Source organism: Streptomyces sp. NPDC058051 (assembly GCF_042885475.1).
Lineage (GTDB): Bacteria > Actinomycetota > Actinomycetes > Streptomycetales > Streptomycetaceae > Streptomyces.
Genome location: NZ_JBHVRW010000017.1, coordinates 129,273 through 143,960, shown reverse-complemented (window position 1 = coordinate 143,960; position 14,688 = coordinate 129,273). Strand labels below are relative to the sequence as shown.

Below are 14,688 nucleotides of genomic sequence, written 5' to 3'. Positions count from 1 at the left end.
CTCTGTCCCTGTCAGTCCAGCAGGGCAGCGGTGAACGTCTCGCGGTGAGCCGTCAGCCACTCCTGCGCGCGGTCCCAACGCTGCCAACCACCGCGCTCGGACAGCGCCTCGGTGTAGACGGGGTCACCGTCGGCCACTCGGTCGGCGACGAAGGCCCGACAGGATGCGGTGGCCTGTTCGATGACGCCGGGCAACTCGGCGCGTTCCTCGGGGGAGAGGCCGTAGCTCTCGGCGAGGATCCGCAGTCGCGTCGGAACATCCAGCCCTGGGGGATAGAGAGCTGTCGCGGACGCGGGATCGGTCATGGGAATCCAGTAGCGGGCGGTCATGGCGACGTCCCACAGCGGTCGGCCGGGTGCCGCCAGGTCGAAATCGATCAGGGCGGCGGCACGGCCGTCGCGGAAGACGACGTTGTCCGGGCACACATCGTTGTGGCACAGCATCGTTCCCCCCTCCGGGTCGGACAGGGCCCGGGGCCACTCGACGGATGTGTCGACCGCGATGGACGCACTGGCCTCGTGCAGACGCCGCAGCAGGCTTCCCACCGATCTCAGCGCGGTCTCTGTCATCGCCCAGTGCGGAAACGGTGGCAGAGCGACGTCGCCAGGAATGAACGTCAGCTGCTCGCGGCCGTCCTCGGTGAGACGGACGGGCGTCGGAGCGGCGTCGAAGCCGCGGGCTTCGAGCGCGAGGAGGTAGGTGTGGAGGGCGTGTGCGGTACGTGGTGCCGGGCGTTCCACCAGGGCGCCGTGGCGGAAGACCGCGCCCGCATTCACCATGCCACCGACCAGCGCTTCGCCCTCTGTCCCCTCGCCCTCAGCTGTCATGTCGATCAGGCTAGCGTCAGGTCGGCCCTGTGGGGGACGGTCTCGAAAGGGGCTGGGGACGGCCTCGCCATGGGCTTCGGACTCGGTCGCTCACCTCAAGGTTGAAGATCAGGCCAAGTGCTGTCCCGTAATCCCTGGCGGGTGCGCGGTGTTGCCTGCCGAGGGCTCAGGGCCAGTCGACGAGGGTCATGAACACCACCCACGCGAAGAACACGGTGCCGGGTGCGGCCGCGGCGAGGGCGATCGCGATCGGCGGGCGGCTTCGGCTGAACGCCCAACTCGCGACCATGACGACCAGTGCGAGCACCAGGCCCCAAGTGAGCACCGTCCACGCGGGATCGAAGCTGGAGTCGAACCGGTGGGCGTCGGCCTCGGAGCACGAGTCGCACGCCATCGGCGAGAGCGAGCCGAATACCAGGGCGAAGAAGGCGAGCGGGAGTGTCACGACCGTGGAGATCAGTGAGGCGATCCAGGGGCGCGGCGGGCGGGGCGACACAACGTCTTCGGGCATGTGTACGAGTCAACTCGATTGCCGGGGCGGCCACATGAGTTGTCGTACTCAGCCGCACAGCCCCCAGCCCCCAGCCGCACAGCCTCAGCCGCTCAGCCCCCAGCCGCTCAGCGCCACCGCTGTGGAAGTCTGCGACGAGGGCGGCACCGCGCACACGGTGCGGGCCGATCCGCTCTCCAGCTTTTCCGCTCTCCAGCTCTCCAGCTCTCCAGCTCTACGGCTCCCCAGGTCTACGGCTCTACGGCAGGAGCTTGGTGAGAAGGGTGCGGAGCTCCTGGGCGCCGTCGGGGCCGAGGATGTCGTCGATGTCGCGCTCCATGCTCTCCACGGCTTCACGCGCGACCGGGATGCGGGCGCGGCCGAGGTCGGTGAGCTGCAAGGCGTAGCGGCGTCGGTCGTGCGGGTCCTGGCCGCGGGAGACGATGCCGGCCCGCACCAGTTCCTCGATGAGCGACGCGGTGGCCGGTTCGGTCAGGTGCAGGTAGCGGGCCAGTTGCTCCTGCGGGCAGGGGGCGAGCCGGTCCAGGGCGGGCAGCAGGGCGAAGTGGCGGGTGCGCAGGCCGTATGCCGCGAGCCGGTGGTCCCCGAGGCGGCGCAGTCGGTAGTGGGCCTGGGCGATCAGGTGCTCGACGCTGTGGATGGAGGAGGGCCCGTCGTCGGCGACGAGTGCGGTCAGCAGCGTGGTGAGGCGCTGCCGTTCGGGGCTGGTGAGCGCGCCGGTGAGCCGGGCGTCCCGGGCGGTGACGACGCGGCGCATGCCGTCCAGGGCGGTACGGCCCGCTTCGGTCAGCGACAGCACGTAGGTGCGGCGGTTGGCCGGGTTGCGGGTGCGGGTGACATGGCCCGCCGCCTGGAGCCGGTCGAGCAGCCTGACCATGATCGTGCGGTTGATGCCGAGCCGGTGGGCGAGGTCCTGCTGTGAGGGGGCGTCTTCGTCGGCGAGGATGTCGAGCACCACGAACTCGCGTGACTGCGGCCCGTCCTGCACGGCATGAGCGGTGATGGCGGTGAACACGCGGCGCATCAGGTGACCGGTGGTCGCATGCAGCGGTCCGGATTCGTCGTCGACGACGTCGCTCATCCGGTCGGGCACGGGCTCCACCTCCTGGCGTGATGCTAACAGGCTGATAGTTCCCCCGATGATGGTTGCCCTCAAAATGGTTGGACTGTTGACGGTTGTCGAAGCGCGGATCTAAAGTCCAGCGCGAACTCACCGCAGAGACCGGACCCGAACCGAACCGAACCGGACCAGACCAGACCAGACCTGAACCGGACCAGACCTGAACCGGACCGGGTCCGTCGGCCGTCGGCCGTCAGGCCCCCGGGTCTCGACCGCACGCCATCGGCCGGTCCATCGCCACCGGCTGAACCGTCATCACCTCCTCTCACCGGCGCCGTCCTCCCGGACGTTGCAGACATGTGGGCGCCGAACGACCCCCTGGAGTCACGACCGTGATCAAGCCGTTCCGCATCGACATCCCCCAAGCCGACCTCGACGACCTGAACGACCGTCTCGACCGCACCCGTTGGCCCAACGAGGTCGCCGACGCCGGGTGGGACTACGGCTTCCCGCTGGCGCGGCTCAAGGAGCTGGTCGCGTACTGGCGCACCGGCTACGACTGGCGTGAGCACGAGGCCGAACTCAATGAACTTCCGCACTTCATCACCGAGATCGACGGCCAGAACGTCCACTTCGTCCATGTCCGGTGCTCGAAGCCGGACGCACTGGCGCTGGTCCTCACCCATGGCTGGCCCGGTTCGTTCCTGGAGTTCCTCGACGTGATCGAGCCGCTGTCGCGCGACTTCCACCTGGTGATTCCGTCCATCCCGGGCTACGGCTTCTCCGGGCCGACCCATGAGCGCGGCTGGGACGTCGTCCGGGTCGCGCGGGCCTGGGCCGAGCTGATGCGCCGTCTCGGGTACGAGCGCTACGGCGCGCAGGGCGGCGACTTCGGCTCGGGCATCTCGACGGCGCTCGGCGCGGTGGCACCCGAGCAGGTCGTCGGCGTACACGTCAATTATCTGCCGACCCGGCCGGTCCCGGACGCCGGCGTCGAACTGTCCGCGACGGACGAAGCCCGGCTGGACAAGGTCAGGCAGCTGATGGCGAACCGTCCGCCGTACCAGGCTCTGCAGGCCCTCACCCCGCAGACCATCGGCTACGCGCTGACCGACTCGCCGGTCGGTCAACTGGCCTGGATCGCCGAGCGATTCGCGCAGTGGACGGACCCCGGGACGCCGGTCAGTGATGAGCGGATGCTCACCGACATCTCGCTGTACTGGCTGACCGGCACCGCGGCTTCCTCGGCGCGGCTGCACCACGACGCGCCGCGCGGGGTCCAGCCACCGTGCCCGGTGCCGCTCGGCGTCGCGGTGTTCGCGCACGACATCACGCAGTCGGTGCGACCGCTGGCCGAGCGGCTGTACGACATCCGGCACTGGTCGGAGTTCGAGCGCGGCGGCCACTTCGCCGCGATGGAGGTGCCGGAACTGCTTGCCCAGGACGTCCGGGACTTCTTCCTCGCCCGCACCGCGTCCGACCACCGGGCCGCCACCCGCTGAGCGCGATCCGGGCCGCGTCGGCGATGCGTCCTCGGCGCACCCGGTCCGGTCCCGGCGTCCACCCCGCGCAGGTGTCAGGGGCTGGCCGCGTCGAAGCGGTACCGCAGCGGCTCGCGCTGTACGCGATAGTCGCGGCGGTACACGTACAGCGCCTCCACCTGCACGCCACCCGGTGAAGCGCCCATCTCGCAGGGGTAGGTCACTTGCAGCACTCCCGGCCGGCCCGTGACCCTCGTCCGCAGTCCGGTTGCGGGGCCTCCGTCGAGCACGGCGGCCTCCCAGACTGTCGCCTCATCTGCATCCATGAAAATATTTTAACAGTTGCGCAATCCTTGAACTCTCGTTCCGGTGTGCCCGAGCAGCCGACGGCATGCCCTGCGCCGGTCGTCGTCATCGCTGCCGCCCGGCCCCGGCGGCGCGACCCGGACGAGGACTGAGACCGTGCTGTGCGGTGAGTCGAGCGGACCGGCATCATCCGGGGCTTCACGGCAGCTATCCGCTACGCGGACTCGGCACGCGTGCTTCTGGCTGAGGTTGACGAGGTTGCCGAGCGGCCGGCGCGGTGAAAGCCACTCGACCGGGGCACCTGCTTGAAGAGACCATATGGGCATGGAGTTTCTCTGCTATCACCGCGACCGGCCCGGCTCCCTGCCCCTGCGGGACGAGCTGCTGGAAGAGCACTGGTCCTACATGGACCAGTACGCGAAGGAAATGATCGCCCGGGGCCCGACCCTCACCGGCGACGGCGACGCACCCACAGGCAGCCTGCACATCGTCGACCTGCCGGATCCCGCCGCTGCCCGCACGTTCGCCTTCGAGGAGCCGGGTTACCAGGCCGGCGTCTACCGGGACGTGCTGCTGCGGCGGTGGAACAACGTGCTGGGACGCACCATGTGGGACTTTCCCGGTGGCCGGACCGGTGGCAACCGGTATCTGGTGCTCGGCCTCGGCACGGGGCAGGGCGCCGATCTCGCCGTGGCAGCCGACCGGGACGAGCTGATCGCCTACGGCCCGCTGTTGTCCGACGACGGCGCCACCTGGCTCGGCACGGCGGTGTTGCTCCGGGCGCCGGACCCGGAGACGGCACGCGCCGTACTGACCTCGGACCGGTACGCCGACATCGAGGTGCACAACTGGCAGTTCGGTGGCCGGTCGTCATGACCCGACGACGTCCGGCCGATGCGGCCCTTCGTGCGGCCCCGGTCCGTGCCCGGTACGCAGCCGGCGGACGTGTGCGGGGCCGGCACGCGAGCTCAGTCGCTCAGTCCCACCAGAACGACCAGATCTCCTGGTTCAGGATCATCTTCTCGGCGTAGGTGTCCAGATCGGGGTGCGGGCCCTGGTCGAGGTTGTCCGGGCAGAACGCGAGGTGTTCGGCAGCGACCGCCCGTGCTTCGGCGGGGGTGGTGGGCGGTCGTGCGACGGAGACGGTCAGGGTGTCGAAGCCCAGCACCACCACCCGTATGCCGAAGCGGTCCTCCCAGGAGCGGAGCACCGCGCAGAGCCGTGCCACGTCCTCCTCGTAGTTGAGCGGTCCCGACCAGCCGATCGCCGCCGGTATGTCCGCACTGCGACGGGCCGGGACGAGCGCCGCCCGCGAGCCGGGGAACCAGGCGCCCGGACCGGTGCTCTCGTCCGCGAACTCGGCCGCCAGATCGTCGGGGGAGCGCGCACCCTCGACGGACGGAGTGGGTGCCAGGCCGGGGAACTCGCCGCTCGCGGTGTCCAATTCGTCGGATGCGTACTCCGCCCAGTACGCGCCGAGCACGTCCTCGGCGGTGTGGTCGCCGGGGTACGACGTGCTGTCCGGGATCAGATCCCAGGCTTCGGGCCACTGGTCGAGCCGACCGCCGTCGATCAGCACGGGAAGCAGACCCACCGCCCGTCCGGCCGTGCGCAGTTCCTCCCATGTCCCCGGGGACGCGGGCTCGTCGGCCACCCAGAGCAGTGGTTCGTGCCAGGGGCCGTCGAGCGTCGCGTCCACCAGCGATCCGGGCGGAAGTCGGAGCCCTGACGTGGCCAGGGACGGGAGCGGGTTCGGGAGCGTCGCCATGGTCGTGACTCTAGACGCGGCCACTGACAACGGGACGCGGTTCGGCCCGTATGCCCGCGCGCTCTCACGCCCGCGCGCTCTCACGCCCGCGCGCTCTCACGCCCGCGCGCTCTCACGCCCGCGCGCTCTCACGCCCGCGCGAGGGCGCAGCCCGTCCGGCCCGTACGTCCAGCCCGTACGTCCGGCCCGTCCGGTCACGGGGTCGCCGCTACGGGTCCGCCGCCCCGTCCTCCTGGATTACGGACCGGGGCTACGGGCGTGCGTGAACGGTGGCGAACACGGCGCGTGCCGTCGTGCCGTCGGGCAGGGGCCAGCCCGCCGTGATGTCTCCCAGCGGTGCCGACGGCTCCGCCGTGTCCTTGCCGGGCCGGAGAACGCGAGGGATGTGGAGGGTCAGCCTGCGGCCGTCGGAGGCCGTCTCCACGAGGAGATCCGTGCCGTCCGGGTCGTCGGTCGCGGTCGTGGAGGCGATCGCCGCCTTCACGCCGGACTCGGTGAACCGGGCGGTGACGGACGGGTCGGGGGTGTCGCTGATGCTCTGCATCTGCGGCTCGGCCTCGCCGACGAACAGCGCGAACAACTGGGCGACGAGGACCGGGTCACGTGTCCCGTCGTACACCCACCGCTGTCCCAGCACGCCGTGCTCGGTGGTGCCGATGAGCGCTTCGTCGGCGCCCGGCATCGGTGCGGCGCGGTAGGTGAACGGCACGTGGTACGTGACCGGGTGGTCGCCCGAGGTGTCGGTGGCCGCCATGAACTCGATGCCGACCTCGCCCTCCGGGTCGTCCAGCCGGAACCCGCCGGACTTCACCAACTCGGGGCGCTGCCCGGCCTTGCCGCGGTACCAGGGCTGCTCGGGCAGCCAGGCGGTGAGCAGTTCGAGCTTGGTGGGCGTGAGGGTGGTGCGGTGGATGACGGACATGGTGGTGCTATCCCTCCGTGGGCTCAGACGAGACGCCGGTCGGCGGCGAAGCCGGCGAAGGCCGCCCAGGCGGCCGGGGCGACGGTGAGCATGGGGCCGCCGGGGTTCTTGGAGTCGCGGATGTGGACGGCGGCGGTGTGAGCGGCGACCTCGACGCATGCGCCGCCCTCGCTGCCGCTGTGACTCGACTTCTGCCAGTCGTAGGCGACCTCCAGGCAGGCACCGCCCTCGTCGCTGCTGTAGCTCGACTTGCGCCACTCGTAGGCGACTTCGAGGCACTGCCCGCCCTCGTCGCTGCTGTAGCTGGACTTGAACCACTCAAGTGCGGTGCTGCTCATAGCTCTCCCAGCAGACGGTCCAACAGGCCCACGGTGTCTTCGGGACTGAGGGCCTGGGCTCGCAGCATCGCATATTTCTGGGCGAGGATGCTGACCTCGTCGGGGTCGGAGACGAGCACACTGCCGCGCTGTGTCTCGGAGAAGGAGACATGCTGGTAGTCCGGAGTCTCCAGCAGGGTGAAGGGGCCGGCGAGCCCCGCGTGGGTGCGGCTGTTCAGGGGCAGGGCCTGGAGGCAGATGCCGGGGAGCGCGGCGCATGTCCGAAGGTGGCGCAGTTGCTCCGCATGCCTCTCGGCGTCGAGGAGCTGGAGCATCAGGACCGGCTCCCAGACGACGAAGCTGATGGTCGGCGGCGAGGGGCGGTGCAGAATCTCCTGGCGCTCGATGCGGGCCGTCGTCTGGAGGGCGATCTCGTCCTCACTGAAGACGGGAACCCGGTTGCGGAAGACGGCTCGGGCATACGGCGCCGTCTGGAGAAGTCCGGGGAGCACCTGGTTGTCGTACCAGGAAAGGGCCAGGGCTTCCCGCTCCAGGTCCAGGTACTGCTCCGCCCACGCCGGGACGAGGTCCACCTCCGGCAGGTTGCCCACCGCCGTTTCCAGCGCGCCTTTGGTGTCGAGCAACTGGTCCATCGTGCGGGCCAGTTCCGGCAGCAGTGCGCGTCGGCCCTGCTCGATGGAGGCGATCGTCTCCACCTGGTGGCCGACCAGGCCCGCGAGCTGGGCCTGGGTCAGGCCCGCCGCGACGCGGAACACGCCGACCAGCTTGCCCACGAGTTTCATTGCCGACGCGTTCTTGCGCTGCCGCTTCCTGGGGTGCATACGGATCGAACTCCCACCTACATGCGTACGTCACGCGCGCACGACCCGTACAAGAAATCTGTACGGGTGCGCATACTGCGGCAGCGTAGTCACGCAGTGTGACTCTCGTCCCATGAACGAGACGATGCAACTCTCTTTGCTGCGCGAGCGGTTCTACCGGCGCGAACGCCGGTCCGTCTCTGCGGCGCGGGAGTTCGTGCGAGGGGCTGTCACCGACTGGGGGTTCGGTGCGCGGCTGGACGACGTACTGCTCTGTGTGAGCGAGCTGGCCACCAACGCGCTGCTGCACGGGGTGCCGCCGGGGCGCGGGTATCTGGTGCGGCTGTTGTTGGGGGAGGGCGGGGCGTCGCTGCGGGTCGAGGTGCACGACAGCGGCGGCGGGCAACCGGCTGTGCGGGAGCAGGCGTTGCGGGAGCCGGACGGGGAGTCGGGGCGGGGGCTGTTGCTGGTGGCGGCGACCGCAGACCGCTGGGGCGTCGGGGAGCGGAATCCCGGCAAGATCGTGTGGTGCGCGTTCGCTCAGGGCCGCTCGGGTGCCGTGGACTCGACGGCGTCCCGGACGTCCGGGTCCGGGTCCTGGGAGAGTCGGCCGAGGAGCGCGGCGACACCCGGTGTCGACCAGCCGGCGACGGCCCAGACGAGTGCTTCCCGGACCTGTGGGTCCGGATGATCGGCAAGGTGGGCCAGTTGGCCGACCGGACCGCGTCGGCGCATGCCGAACCAGTGGAGGGCGTCGGTCAGTTGTGCGGGATCGCCGGGGGTGCCCGCTGCGGCGATCCGGCGGAGGAGGACGGGGGCGGCGGGCGCGGGGCCGTCGAGGGGGTGCGGCCGGCGGCGGCGCAGGCGCTGTGAGCCGTACTCGCCGCGTACCCGGCAACCGAAGCAGGTGCAGGGCGCCGTGCCGTGGGAGTCGGGCGAGTAGCGCCAGCCGTTGACCTGCCGGACGGCACGGACGCGGTGCACCTCGCGCCGGGTGACCGCACGCGGGACGAACACCTCCCAGCCGCGCGGGTCGGTCAGGGCGGCGGTGCGGCGGACGGCCTCGGCTGCCGTGACGGCCATGGGGTCGTGGTTGTAGTGGCCCAGGGTGACGGGTTCGTCGTCGGGCAGCCGCAGGTGTACGGCGACGAGACCGCGGGGGCCGCCGTGCCGGGCCAGTTCGCGCAACCACTGGTGGGTGAGGGTGTACGAGGGGAGGACGGGGAAGCAGTACAGGCCGCGTGAGCGTGTGGCGTCGCGGCCGTGACTGCTCGCCCGTATCCCGGAACGGCGGATCCGCGCCGCGTTCGCCATGGGGGTCAGGTGCACGAACATCGCCATGCGGCGATGCTAGGGGCTGTCCCGTCGACATCATCTGGGGGAGATATGACAAGCAGGTTCACCGAGGTGGCCGTTGACTGCCACGATCCGGAGAGGCTTGCGGCCTTCTGGTGCGAGGTCCTGGACTTCACGGTGATCGAGCGGAACGAGGGCAAGGTCGAGATCGGATCCTGGGTGCCGACCGTCGAGGAGGTTCGGGCCCGTCAGATGCCGCCCACCCTGGTGTTCATCCGGGTGCCCGAGGCCAGAACCGTGAAGAACCGGCTTCACCTCGACGTCAGCCCGATCGACGGCAGCACCGACGACGAGGTGACCAGACTGCTCGGCCTCGGCGCCACCCGGGCGGATGTGGGCCAGGGCCCGGACCGGAGCTGGGTGGTCATGGCCGACCCCGAGGGCAACGAGTTCTGCGTCCTGCGCACCCTGGCACCGAGCATCTGAGGGCTTTCCCCGGGCTTGGCGGAGGCCGGCTCCTGCGGAGTCCGTGTCCGGGCTCGACTCCGGCGCAACTCCGGGGCAACTCCGGGCCGCGGTACGGGAGTGGTGCGGGTTACGAGATGGCCCGGAGCCGGCCGTGGGGCCTGCGGCGGAGTCGGTCGACGGCCTGGGCCGTGCTCTCGTCCGCGGGGAGGAGGACGACCAGTTGTTGGGCGTCCGCGGGGAGTTCGAGTGTTTCGCGGTGCAGGTGAAGAGCGCAGCCGGACGGGTGGTGGAGCCGCAGGACGTCCCGTCGCGGAACCACGTGACGGTTCAGGCGCGCGGTGAAGTCGGGTCCGGCGAGGGGGGCGAGTTCCGCGGTGAACCACGCGGAGGTCTCGACGGACGGTCCGAGCCACAGGTGGAATGCCTGCTCGTCCGCGACGTCGTCCCAGTCGGCGAAGAACGTCCGGGCGCGGGGGTCCGTGAAGACGTAGCGGGTGAGGTTCGGGTGGTCGGCGTCGAGCAGTCCGGTTCCGCTCGTCACCGACGCGTATCCGTCGGTGTGGGCGAGGACATCGCCCAGCCGGTTGGTCACCAGGGCGATGCCGGGCTCAAGGAGCCGGAGGGTCTTCAGGACGGTCGGACGGACGTCCCGGCGCGGCGGTGCGGGCTCGGGGTGGTCGACACACACTCCGCCGGTGATCTTCGCCAGGTAGCGCAGGTGGCTGCGCTCCGAGGGGTCGAGGCTGAGAGCGTCGGCGAGCGCGTTCACCACCGCCACCGAGGGATTGCGGTCACGGCCCTGTTCCAGGCGGGTCAGGTATTCGACGCTGATGCCGGCCCGTGTGGCGAGCTCCGAGCGCCGCAGCCCCGGTGACCGGCGGCGTCCGCGATCCGGCAGTCCCAGCGAGGCCGGCTGGATGCTGTCGCGCTTGGCCCGGATGAAGTCCCCCAGCGGCGTACCCATGCCCCCGAGGATAGGGCGACGTCCGGCCGGTCGTGGAGTGCCGAGGGTGGCCCTGCGGGGGCCAGCCTCGGCACGGTCTGGTTGCGGCCACGGAACGGGCCGATCGTGAGGGGCATGGAGAACAAGAACAAGCACAAGCACAAGCTGGTGATCATCGTCGGAAGCGTCCGCGAAGCGCGGTTCGGGCCGGCGGTGTCCTCGTGGGTCGCCGAACAGGCCCGTACGCATGGCGGTTTCGACGTGGACGTGGTCGATCTCGCCGAGACAGAGGTCCCGTTGGTGCTGCCCGCGGCCTCGCCGAAGTACGCCGGTGACGCGTATCCCCGTCCGGCCGGGATGGCGGCACTGACAGCGGCGCTGGAGAGCGCCGACGCGTTCGTCGTGGTCACCCCGGAGTACAACCACAGCTATCCCGCGTCGTTGAAGGCCGCCATCGACTGGCACTTCACCCAGTGGACGGCCAAGCCCGTCGCCTTCGTCAGCTACGGGGGAGCGGCCGGGGGCCGCCACGCGGTGCTGCACCTGGAGAACGTGCTGACCGAACTGCACGCGGTGACGATTCGCGACGGCCTCGCCTTCCCGAACTACTTCACGGCGTGGCAGGACGGTCAGCCGCTCGACCCCGGGGCCCCCGGGTACGCCAAGACCGTGCTCGACCAGTTGGACTGGTGGGCGGGGGCGCTCCGGTCGGCGCGCGAGGCCGCCCCCTACCCGGCGTGAGCGCGGCGGCGAGGGAGCACTCCGGTGGGCACGCCACCAAAGCACAGCGGCTCTTCCCCGCGGAAGCACAGCGGCTCTTCCCCGCGGAGCACGTGTATCCCCTGCCACGGGCGCTGGAGATGCCAGGGCTGGTCGGTACCTCTCGCCTGTGGCCCGTATCCCGGCCGTACCGCTACTGGCCGGCGCTCAGCGGTGGTCCTCGGTGAGCCCGTTGAGCACGACGTCCAGCAGGGCTGTCGCCCGGCTTGAGGAGCCGGACGTCCGGTCGGTGAGCAACTGGTATAGCACGGAGCCGATCAACGCGTCGGCCACCGCCTCGAAGTCGGCGTCCGGCCGCAGCTCCCCGTCCGCCGCTCCCGCCCGCAGGCGCCGCACCACCGCCTCGTGCTGGACGCGCGTCAACGCTCCGTACAACGACTGGGCGTCGGCACGGCTTCCGGCGGCGGCTGCGACCAGGGCCAGGACGAGAGGGGCGGTGCGCCGGTCGGCGGCCACCTCGGCGCACGACTGGAGCCAGTCGGCGAGGTCGCGTCGCACACCCGCGGCGTGGGCCGGGCCCTGGTCCGCTCGGCCGGCAGCCTCGGAGTAGACCCGGTGGACGGCGTCACCGACCAGGTGGGCCTTGGAACTCCAACGCCGGTAGACGGTCGGCTTGCCCACGCCGGCGCGCGTGGCCACCCGTTCCATCGTGAGGCGCTCGTAGCCGTCGTCGAGCAAGAGATCGCAGGCTGCGGTCAGGATGGCCAGGTCGGTGGCCTCGTCGCGGGGACGGCCGCGCAATCGTTCCTGGGGCATGAGGCCATCCTACGGATCATCGGTTATCGTTACGGAACGTTTCGTAACTAAAGCTGGTGAGGTGCCTCATGGGTGCAGACGTGGTCGTGGTGATCGGTACGGGCGGCATGGGCCAAGCGGCCGCTCGGCGGCAGGGCGCCGGGCACCGGCTCCTGCTGGCGGACTTCAACGAGGAGGCGCTGAAGGCGGTCGCCGGGGAGCTTCGCGACCAGGGACACGACGTCCTGACGCAGATCGTCGACGTGTCCTCGCGCGCTTCGGTCGCCGCGCTCGCCGCCGCAGCCGCCGAGGCCGGCCCCGTCACGCAGGTCGTGCACACCGCCGGACTCTCCCCCGTGCAGGCGTCGGCCGAGGCCGTGCTGCACGTCGACCTCGTGGGCACCGCGCTGGTGCTGGAGGAGTTCGGCCGGGTGGTGGCCTCCGGCGGCGCCGGCGTGATGATCTCCAGCATGTCGGCCTACATGTACCCCAACCAGCTGAGCGCCGAGCAGGTCCAGGAACTCGCCCGCACTCCGGCCGAGGAACTCCTGGACCTGCCCTACGTCGATGCCGAGGCGATGGGGCCCCTGGCCTACAGCTTCGCCAAGCTGGCCAATCAGATCCGGGTGCGTGAAGCCAGCGCGGTATGGGGCGAGCGTGGCGCGCGCGTCAACTCGATCAGCCCCGGCGTGATCTCCACCGCCATGGGCCGGCAGGAACTTGAGGGCGGCAGCGGCGGTTCGATGCGGGCCATGGTCGACGCCTCCGGCACCGGCCGCCTCGGCACGCCCGACGACATCGCCGCAGCCGTCGCCTTCCTGCTGAGCTCCGAGGCGTCCTTCGTCACCGGCGCCGACCTGCTGGTGGACGGCGGCGTGGTCGCCGCCCTGCGCAGCGGCCGAATCCAGCTCGGCCGCCCCTGACCGCACGGCCGCTCGCGGCTCGGCCAGGGGGCTGGGGCCTGTGTCGAGCCGTGATCAATCTGCGGAATCGCCCTGCGTCACGTGACACGTCCTACACGTCCTGTCGTGCATCACCCCCGTAGTCGTGCATCACCCCCGTAACAGAATGATCCGCTTTCTTGTGCGGGCCGCGTCCACGCCCGTGAAGTGGGCTGATGCACTTTCCGACAGCAGACGGTCCGTTCTTGCGCCACCTGCGCATGTGGCACGCCGTGCCGGCCTCCCTCGTCGTGGTGGCGGTGGTGGCGTACCTCGTCCTTCTCCCGTCCGACGGCGCGCGCTCGGTGCCCAACAGCCCGTGCCGACCGGTCGATTCGGCACGCGAGGACACGCCCGCGACCCCCGACCTCGACGGGGACGGCTTCGTCGATCTGGTGCACGAGATCTCCGGCGCGGAGAACTTCGACGTGATCGTCGTGCCCGGCTCCGAGCACGGTCCGGACCACGACCGCACGACCGTCCTCACCTACGACGACCTCGGTGTGCCGGACGACATCCAGACGGGCGACGACCCGTGGCAGCCCACGGTCGCCGACCTGGACGAGGACGGCCACGCCGACCTCGTCGTCAGCGGAGCCGCCCAGATCCTGTGGGGAGGCCCCAAGGGCCCCCGGGCCGGCGGACCGCACGGGCGCGTCCCACTGCCGGGCAGCGGATACTTCACCGCGCCGATCGCCGGCGACTTCGACGGGGACGGCCACACCGACCTCGCGGTCTTCAGGTCCTCGAACGAGGATCAGGAACTGGTCGTCCTCCAGGGACCGTTCCAGCGCTCCGGCGCTCCCGCCCGGACCGTGGAGATCCCCAGCCCGGTCCACGAGGGCGCGTCACCCGTGCTGGTCGCCGGGGACGCGAACGACGACCGCGCCACCGATCTCGTGCTCTACGACTCCCCGTGGGATCCGCCCCTGCTGTTCACCGGCGGCGCCCGTACCGCCGGCGGCTTGAGCAAGGAGCCCGAGCGGCTGCCGGAGGGCGAGAACGTCGTCTTCGGCGACTTCGACGGCGACGGGCGGCAGGACGTCGCCATCGGCCGGAGCTTCGTCGACAGCTACGACGAGGTCGACACACCTCACCGGCGCGGCCAGATCAGCGTCCGCTACGGGAAGCAGCCGGGGAAGTGGGTCACCATGGATGGCGGCGACTTCAAGGAGGGCTTCGGCACCAGGCTCGCCGCCGGAGACTTCAACGGCGACGGCTGCGACGACCTGGCCGTACAGCTCACCAAGAAGAAGGAGACGGGGGACGCGCGGATCGAGGTGCTGCGGGGCGGCTCCGAGCACGGGCTCGGGTCGAAGCCCTGGCGCGCCACCGAGCGTTCCGTGCCGGGTGACGACGGCCCCGTCGACGGCTCGCTCTTCACCGTCCAGGACTGGGACGGCGACGGCCGCGCGGAACTGGCCCTTCTCGGCCGGGACCGATGGTGGATCACCGACGGCACGGACCGCGACGAGGCATCCTTCCCGGTCGCCCCCGGCAAGGACTGAGGAT

At 70.7% G+C, this 14,688-nt stretch carries 17 protein-coding genes and 1 pseudogene; 7 read left to right on the top strand and 11 right to left on the bottom strand.

Going from position 1 to position 14,688, the window contains the following annotated elements; genetic code table 11:
• Positions 1–11: 11 nt before the first annotated feature.
• The 3 genes from ACFVUT_RS25270 to ACFVUT_RS25260 all read right to left on the bottom strand — a co-directional run bounded on the left by ACFVUT_RS25270 (position 12) and on the right by ACFVUT_RS25260 (position 2,431).
• On the bottom strand, positions 12–827 hold the full coding sequence (locus ACFVUT_RS25270) for a phosphotransferase (RefSeq protein WP_389654073.1): 816 nt from the start codon (positions 825–827) through the stop codon (positions 12–14).
• A gap of 166 nt (positions 828–993) precedes the next feature.
• Positions 994–1,338 (bottom strand): hypothetical protein, encoded by a 345-nt coding sequence (locus tag ACFVUT_RS25265; RefSeq protein ID WP_389654071.1) that lies wholly within the window; start codon positions 1,336–1,338, stop codon positions 994–996.
• A gap of 238 nt (positions 1,339–1,576) precedes the next feature.
• Positions 1,577–2,431: a MarR family winged helix-turn-helix transcriptional regulator gene (locus tag ACFVUT_RS25260; RefSeq protein WP_389654069.1), complete on the bottom strand. Its 855-nt coding sequence runs from the start codon at positions 2,429–2,431 to the stop codon at positions 1,577–1,579.
• Between the two features lie 359 nt (positions 2,432–2,790).
• Between ACFVUT_RS25260 and ACFVUT_RS25255 the strand changes: the two genes are divergently transcribed.
• Positions 2,791–3,900 carry an epoxide hydrolase family protein gene (locus ACFVUT_RS25255; RefSeq protein WP_389654067.1) on the top strand — a complete coding sequence of 370 codons (1,110 nt, stop codon included), beginning with the start codon at positions 2,791–2,793 and terminating at the stop codon, positions 3,898–3,900.
• A 74-nt stretch (positions 3,901–3,974) separates the two neighbouring features.
• On the opposite strand, the gene ACFVUT_RS25250 is transcribed toward ACFVUT_RS25255, so the two are convergent.
• Positions 3,975–4,205, bottom strand: a complete 231-nt coding sequence (locus ACFVUT_RS25250) for a hypothetical protein (RefSeq protein WP_389654065.1) — start codon at positions 4,203–4,205, stop codon at positions 3,975–3,977.
• 304 nt (positions 4,206–4,509) lie between these two features.
• Between ACFVUT_RS25250 and ACFVUT_RS25245 the strand changes: the two genes are divergently transcribed.
• On the top strand, positions 4,510–5,061 hold the full coding sequence (locus tag ACFVUT_RS25245; protein WP_389654063.1) for a YciI family protein: 552 nt from the start codon (positions 4,510–4,512) through the stop codon (positions 5,059–5,061).
• Between the two features lie 100 nt (positions 5,062–5,161).
• Here the strand turns inward: ACFVUT_RS25245 and ACFVUT_RS25240 are convergent, their stop codons facing one another.
• The 4 genes from ACFVUT_RS25240 to ACFVUT_RS25225 all read right to left on the bottom strand — a co-directional run bounded on the left by ACFVUT_RS25240 (position 5,162) and on the right by ACFVUT_RS25225 (position 7,995).
• Complete coding sequence (locus ACFVUT_RS25240; protein WP_389654061.1) at positions 5,162–5,953, bottom strand: DUF4253 domain-containing protein; 792 nt, start codon at positions 5,951–5,953, stop codon at positions 5,162–5,164.
• Between the two features lie 250 nt (positions 5,954–6,203).
• Positions 6,204–6,875, bottom strand: coding sequence for a 1,4-alpha-glucan branching protein (locus ACFVUT_RS25235; RefSeq protein WP_389654059.1), 672 nt, complete (start codon positions 6,873–6,875; stop codon positions 6,204–6,206).
• A gap of 23 nt (positions 6,876–6,898) precedes the next feature.
• Entirely contained in the window at positions 6,899–7,213 is a 315-nt protein-coding gene (locus tag ACFVUT_RS25230) for a DUF397 domain-containing protein (protein WP_389654057.1), read from the bottom strand.
• The gene (locus ACFVUT_RS25225) at positions 7,210–7,995 is read right to left on the bottom strand and encodes a Scr1 family TA system antitoxin-like transcriptional regulator (protein WP_389654131.1); all 786 of its coding nucleotides are present in this window, start codon (positions 7,993–7,995) and stop codon (positions 7,210–7,212) included. The genes ACFVUT_RS25230 and ACFVUT_RS25225 overlap by 4 nt, the downstream gene beginning before the upstream one ends.
• A 151-nt stretch (positions 7,996–8,146) precedes the next feature.
• Here ACFVUT_RS25225 and ACFVUT_RS25220 point away from each other — a divergent pair.
• Positions 8,147–8,557, top strand: a pseudogene (locus tag ACFVUT_RS25220) (ATP-binding protein); the annotation flags it as partial.
• On the opposite strand, the gene ACFVUT_RS25215 reads toward ACFVUT_RS25220, so the two are convergent.
• On the bottom strand, positions 8,554–9,354 hold the full coding sequence (locus tag ACFVUT_RS25215; RefSeq protein ID WP_389654055.1) for a HEAT repeat domain-containing protein: 801 nt from the start codon (positions 9,352–9,354) through the stop codon (positions 8,554–8,556). The pseudogene ACFVUT_RS25220 and the gene ACFVUT_RS25215 sit on opposite strands and share 4 nt — an antisense overlap.
• Positions 9,355–9,399: 45 nt before the next feature.
• Here ACFVUT_RS25215 and ACFVUT_RS25210 point away from each other — a divergent pair, with 45 nt between their 5' ends.
• Positions 9,400–9,795 carry a VOC family protein gene (locus tag ACFVUT_RS25210; protein WP_389654053.1) on the top strand — a complete coding sequence of 132 codons (396 nt, stop codon included), beginning with the start codon at positions 9,400–9,402 and terminating at the stop codon, positions 9,793–9,795.
• Positions 9,796–9,904: 109 nt separating this feature from the next.
• Here the strand turns inward: ACFVUT_RS25210 and ACFVUT_RS25205 are convergent, their stop codons facing one another.
• A complete protein-coding gene (locus tag ACFVUT_RS25205; RefSeq protein ID WP_389654051.1) occupies positions 9,905–10,741 on the bottom strand; it encodes a helix-turn-helix domain-containing protein in 837 nt (278 codons plus the stop codon).
• A 114-nt stretch (positions 10,742–10,855) separates the two neighbouring features.
• Here ACFVUT_RS25205 and ACFVUT_RS25200 point away from each other — a divergent pair, with 114 nt between their 5' ends.
• Complete coding sequence (locus tag ACFVUT_RS25200; RefSeq protein ID WP_389654049.1) at positions 10,856–11,461, top strand: NADPH-dependent FMN reductase; 606 nt, start codon at positions 10,856–10,858, stop codon at positions 11,459–11,461.
• Positions 11,462–11,647: 186 nt separating this feature from the next.
• Here the strand turns inward: ACFVUT_RS25200 and ACFVUT_RS25195 are convergent, their stop codons facing one another.
• Positions 11,648–12,256, bottom strand: a complete 609-nt coding sequence (locus ACFVUT_RS25195) for a TetR/AcrR family transcriptional regulator (RefSeq protein ID WP_389654047.1) — start codon at positions 12,254–12,256, stop codon at positions 11,648–11,650.
• 68 nt (positions 12,257–12,324) lie between these two features.
• Here ACFVUT_RS25195 and ACFVUT_RS25190 point away from each other — a divergent pair, with 68 nt between their 5' ends.
• Both ACFVUT_RS25190 and ACFVUT_RS25185 read left to right on the top strand, forming a co-directional pair.
• Positions 12,325–13,158, top strand: coding sequence for an SDR family oxidoreductase (locus tag ACFVUT_RS25190; protein ID WP_389654045.1), 834 nt, complete (start codon positions 12,325–12,327; stop codon positions 13,156–13,158).
• 194 nt (positions 13,159–13,352) lie between these two features.
• The gene (locus ACFVUT_RS25185; RefSeq protein WP_389654043.1) at positions 13,353–14,684 is read left to right on the top strand and encodes an FG-GAP repeat domain-containing protein; all 1,332 of its coding nucleotides are present in this window, start codon (positions 13,353–13,355) and stop codon (positions 14,682–14,684) included.
• The last annotated feature ends 4 nt before the right edge of the window (positions 14,685–14,688 follow it).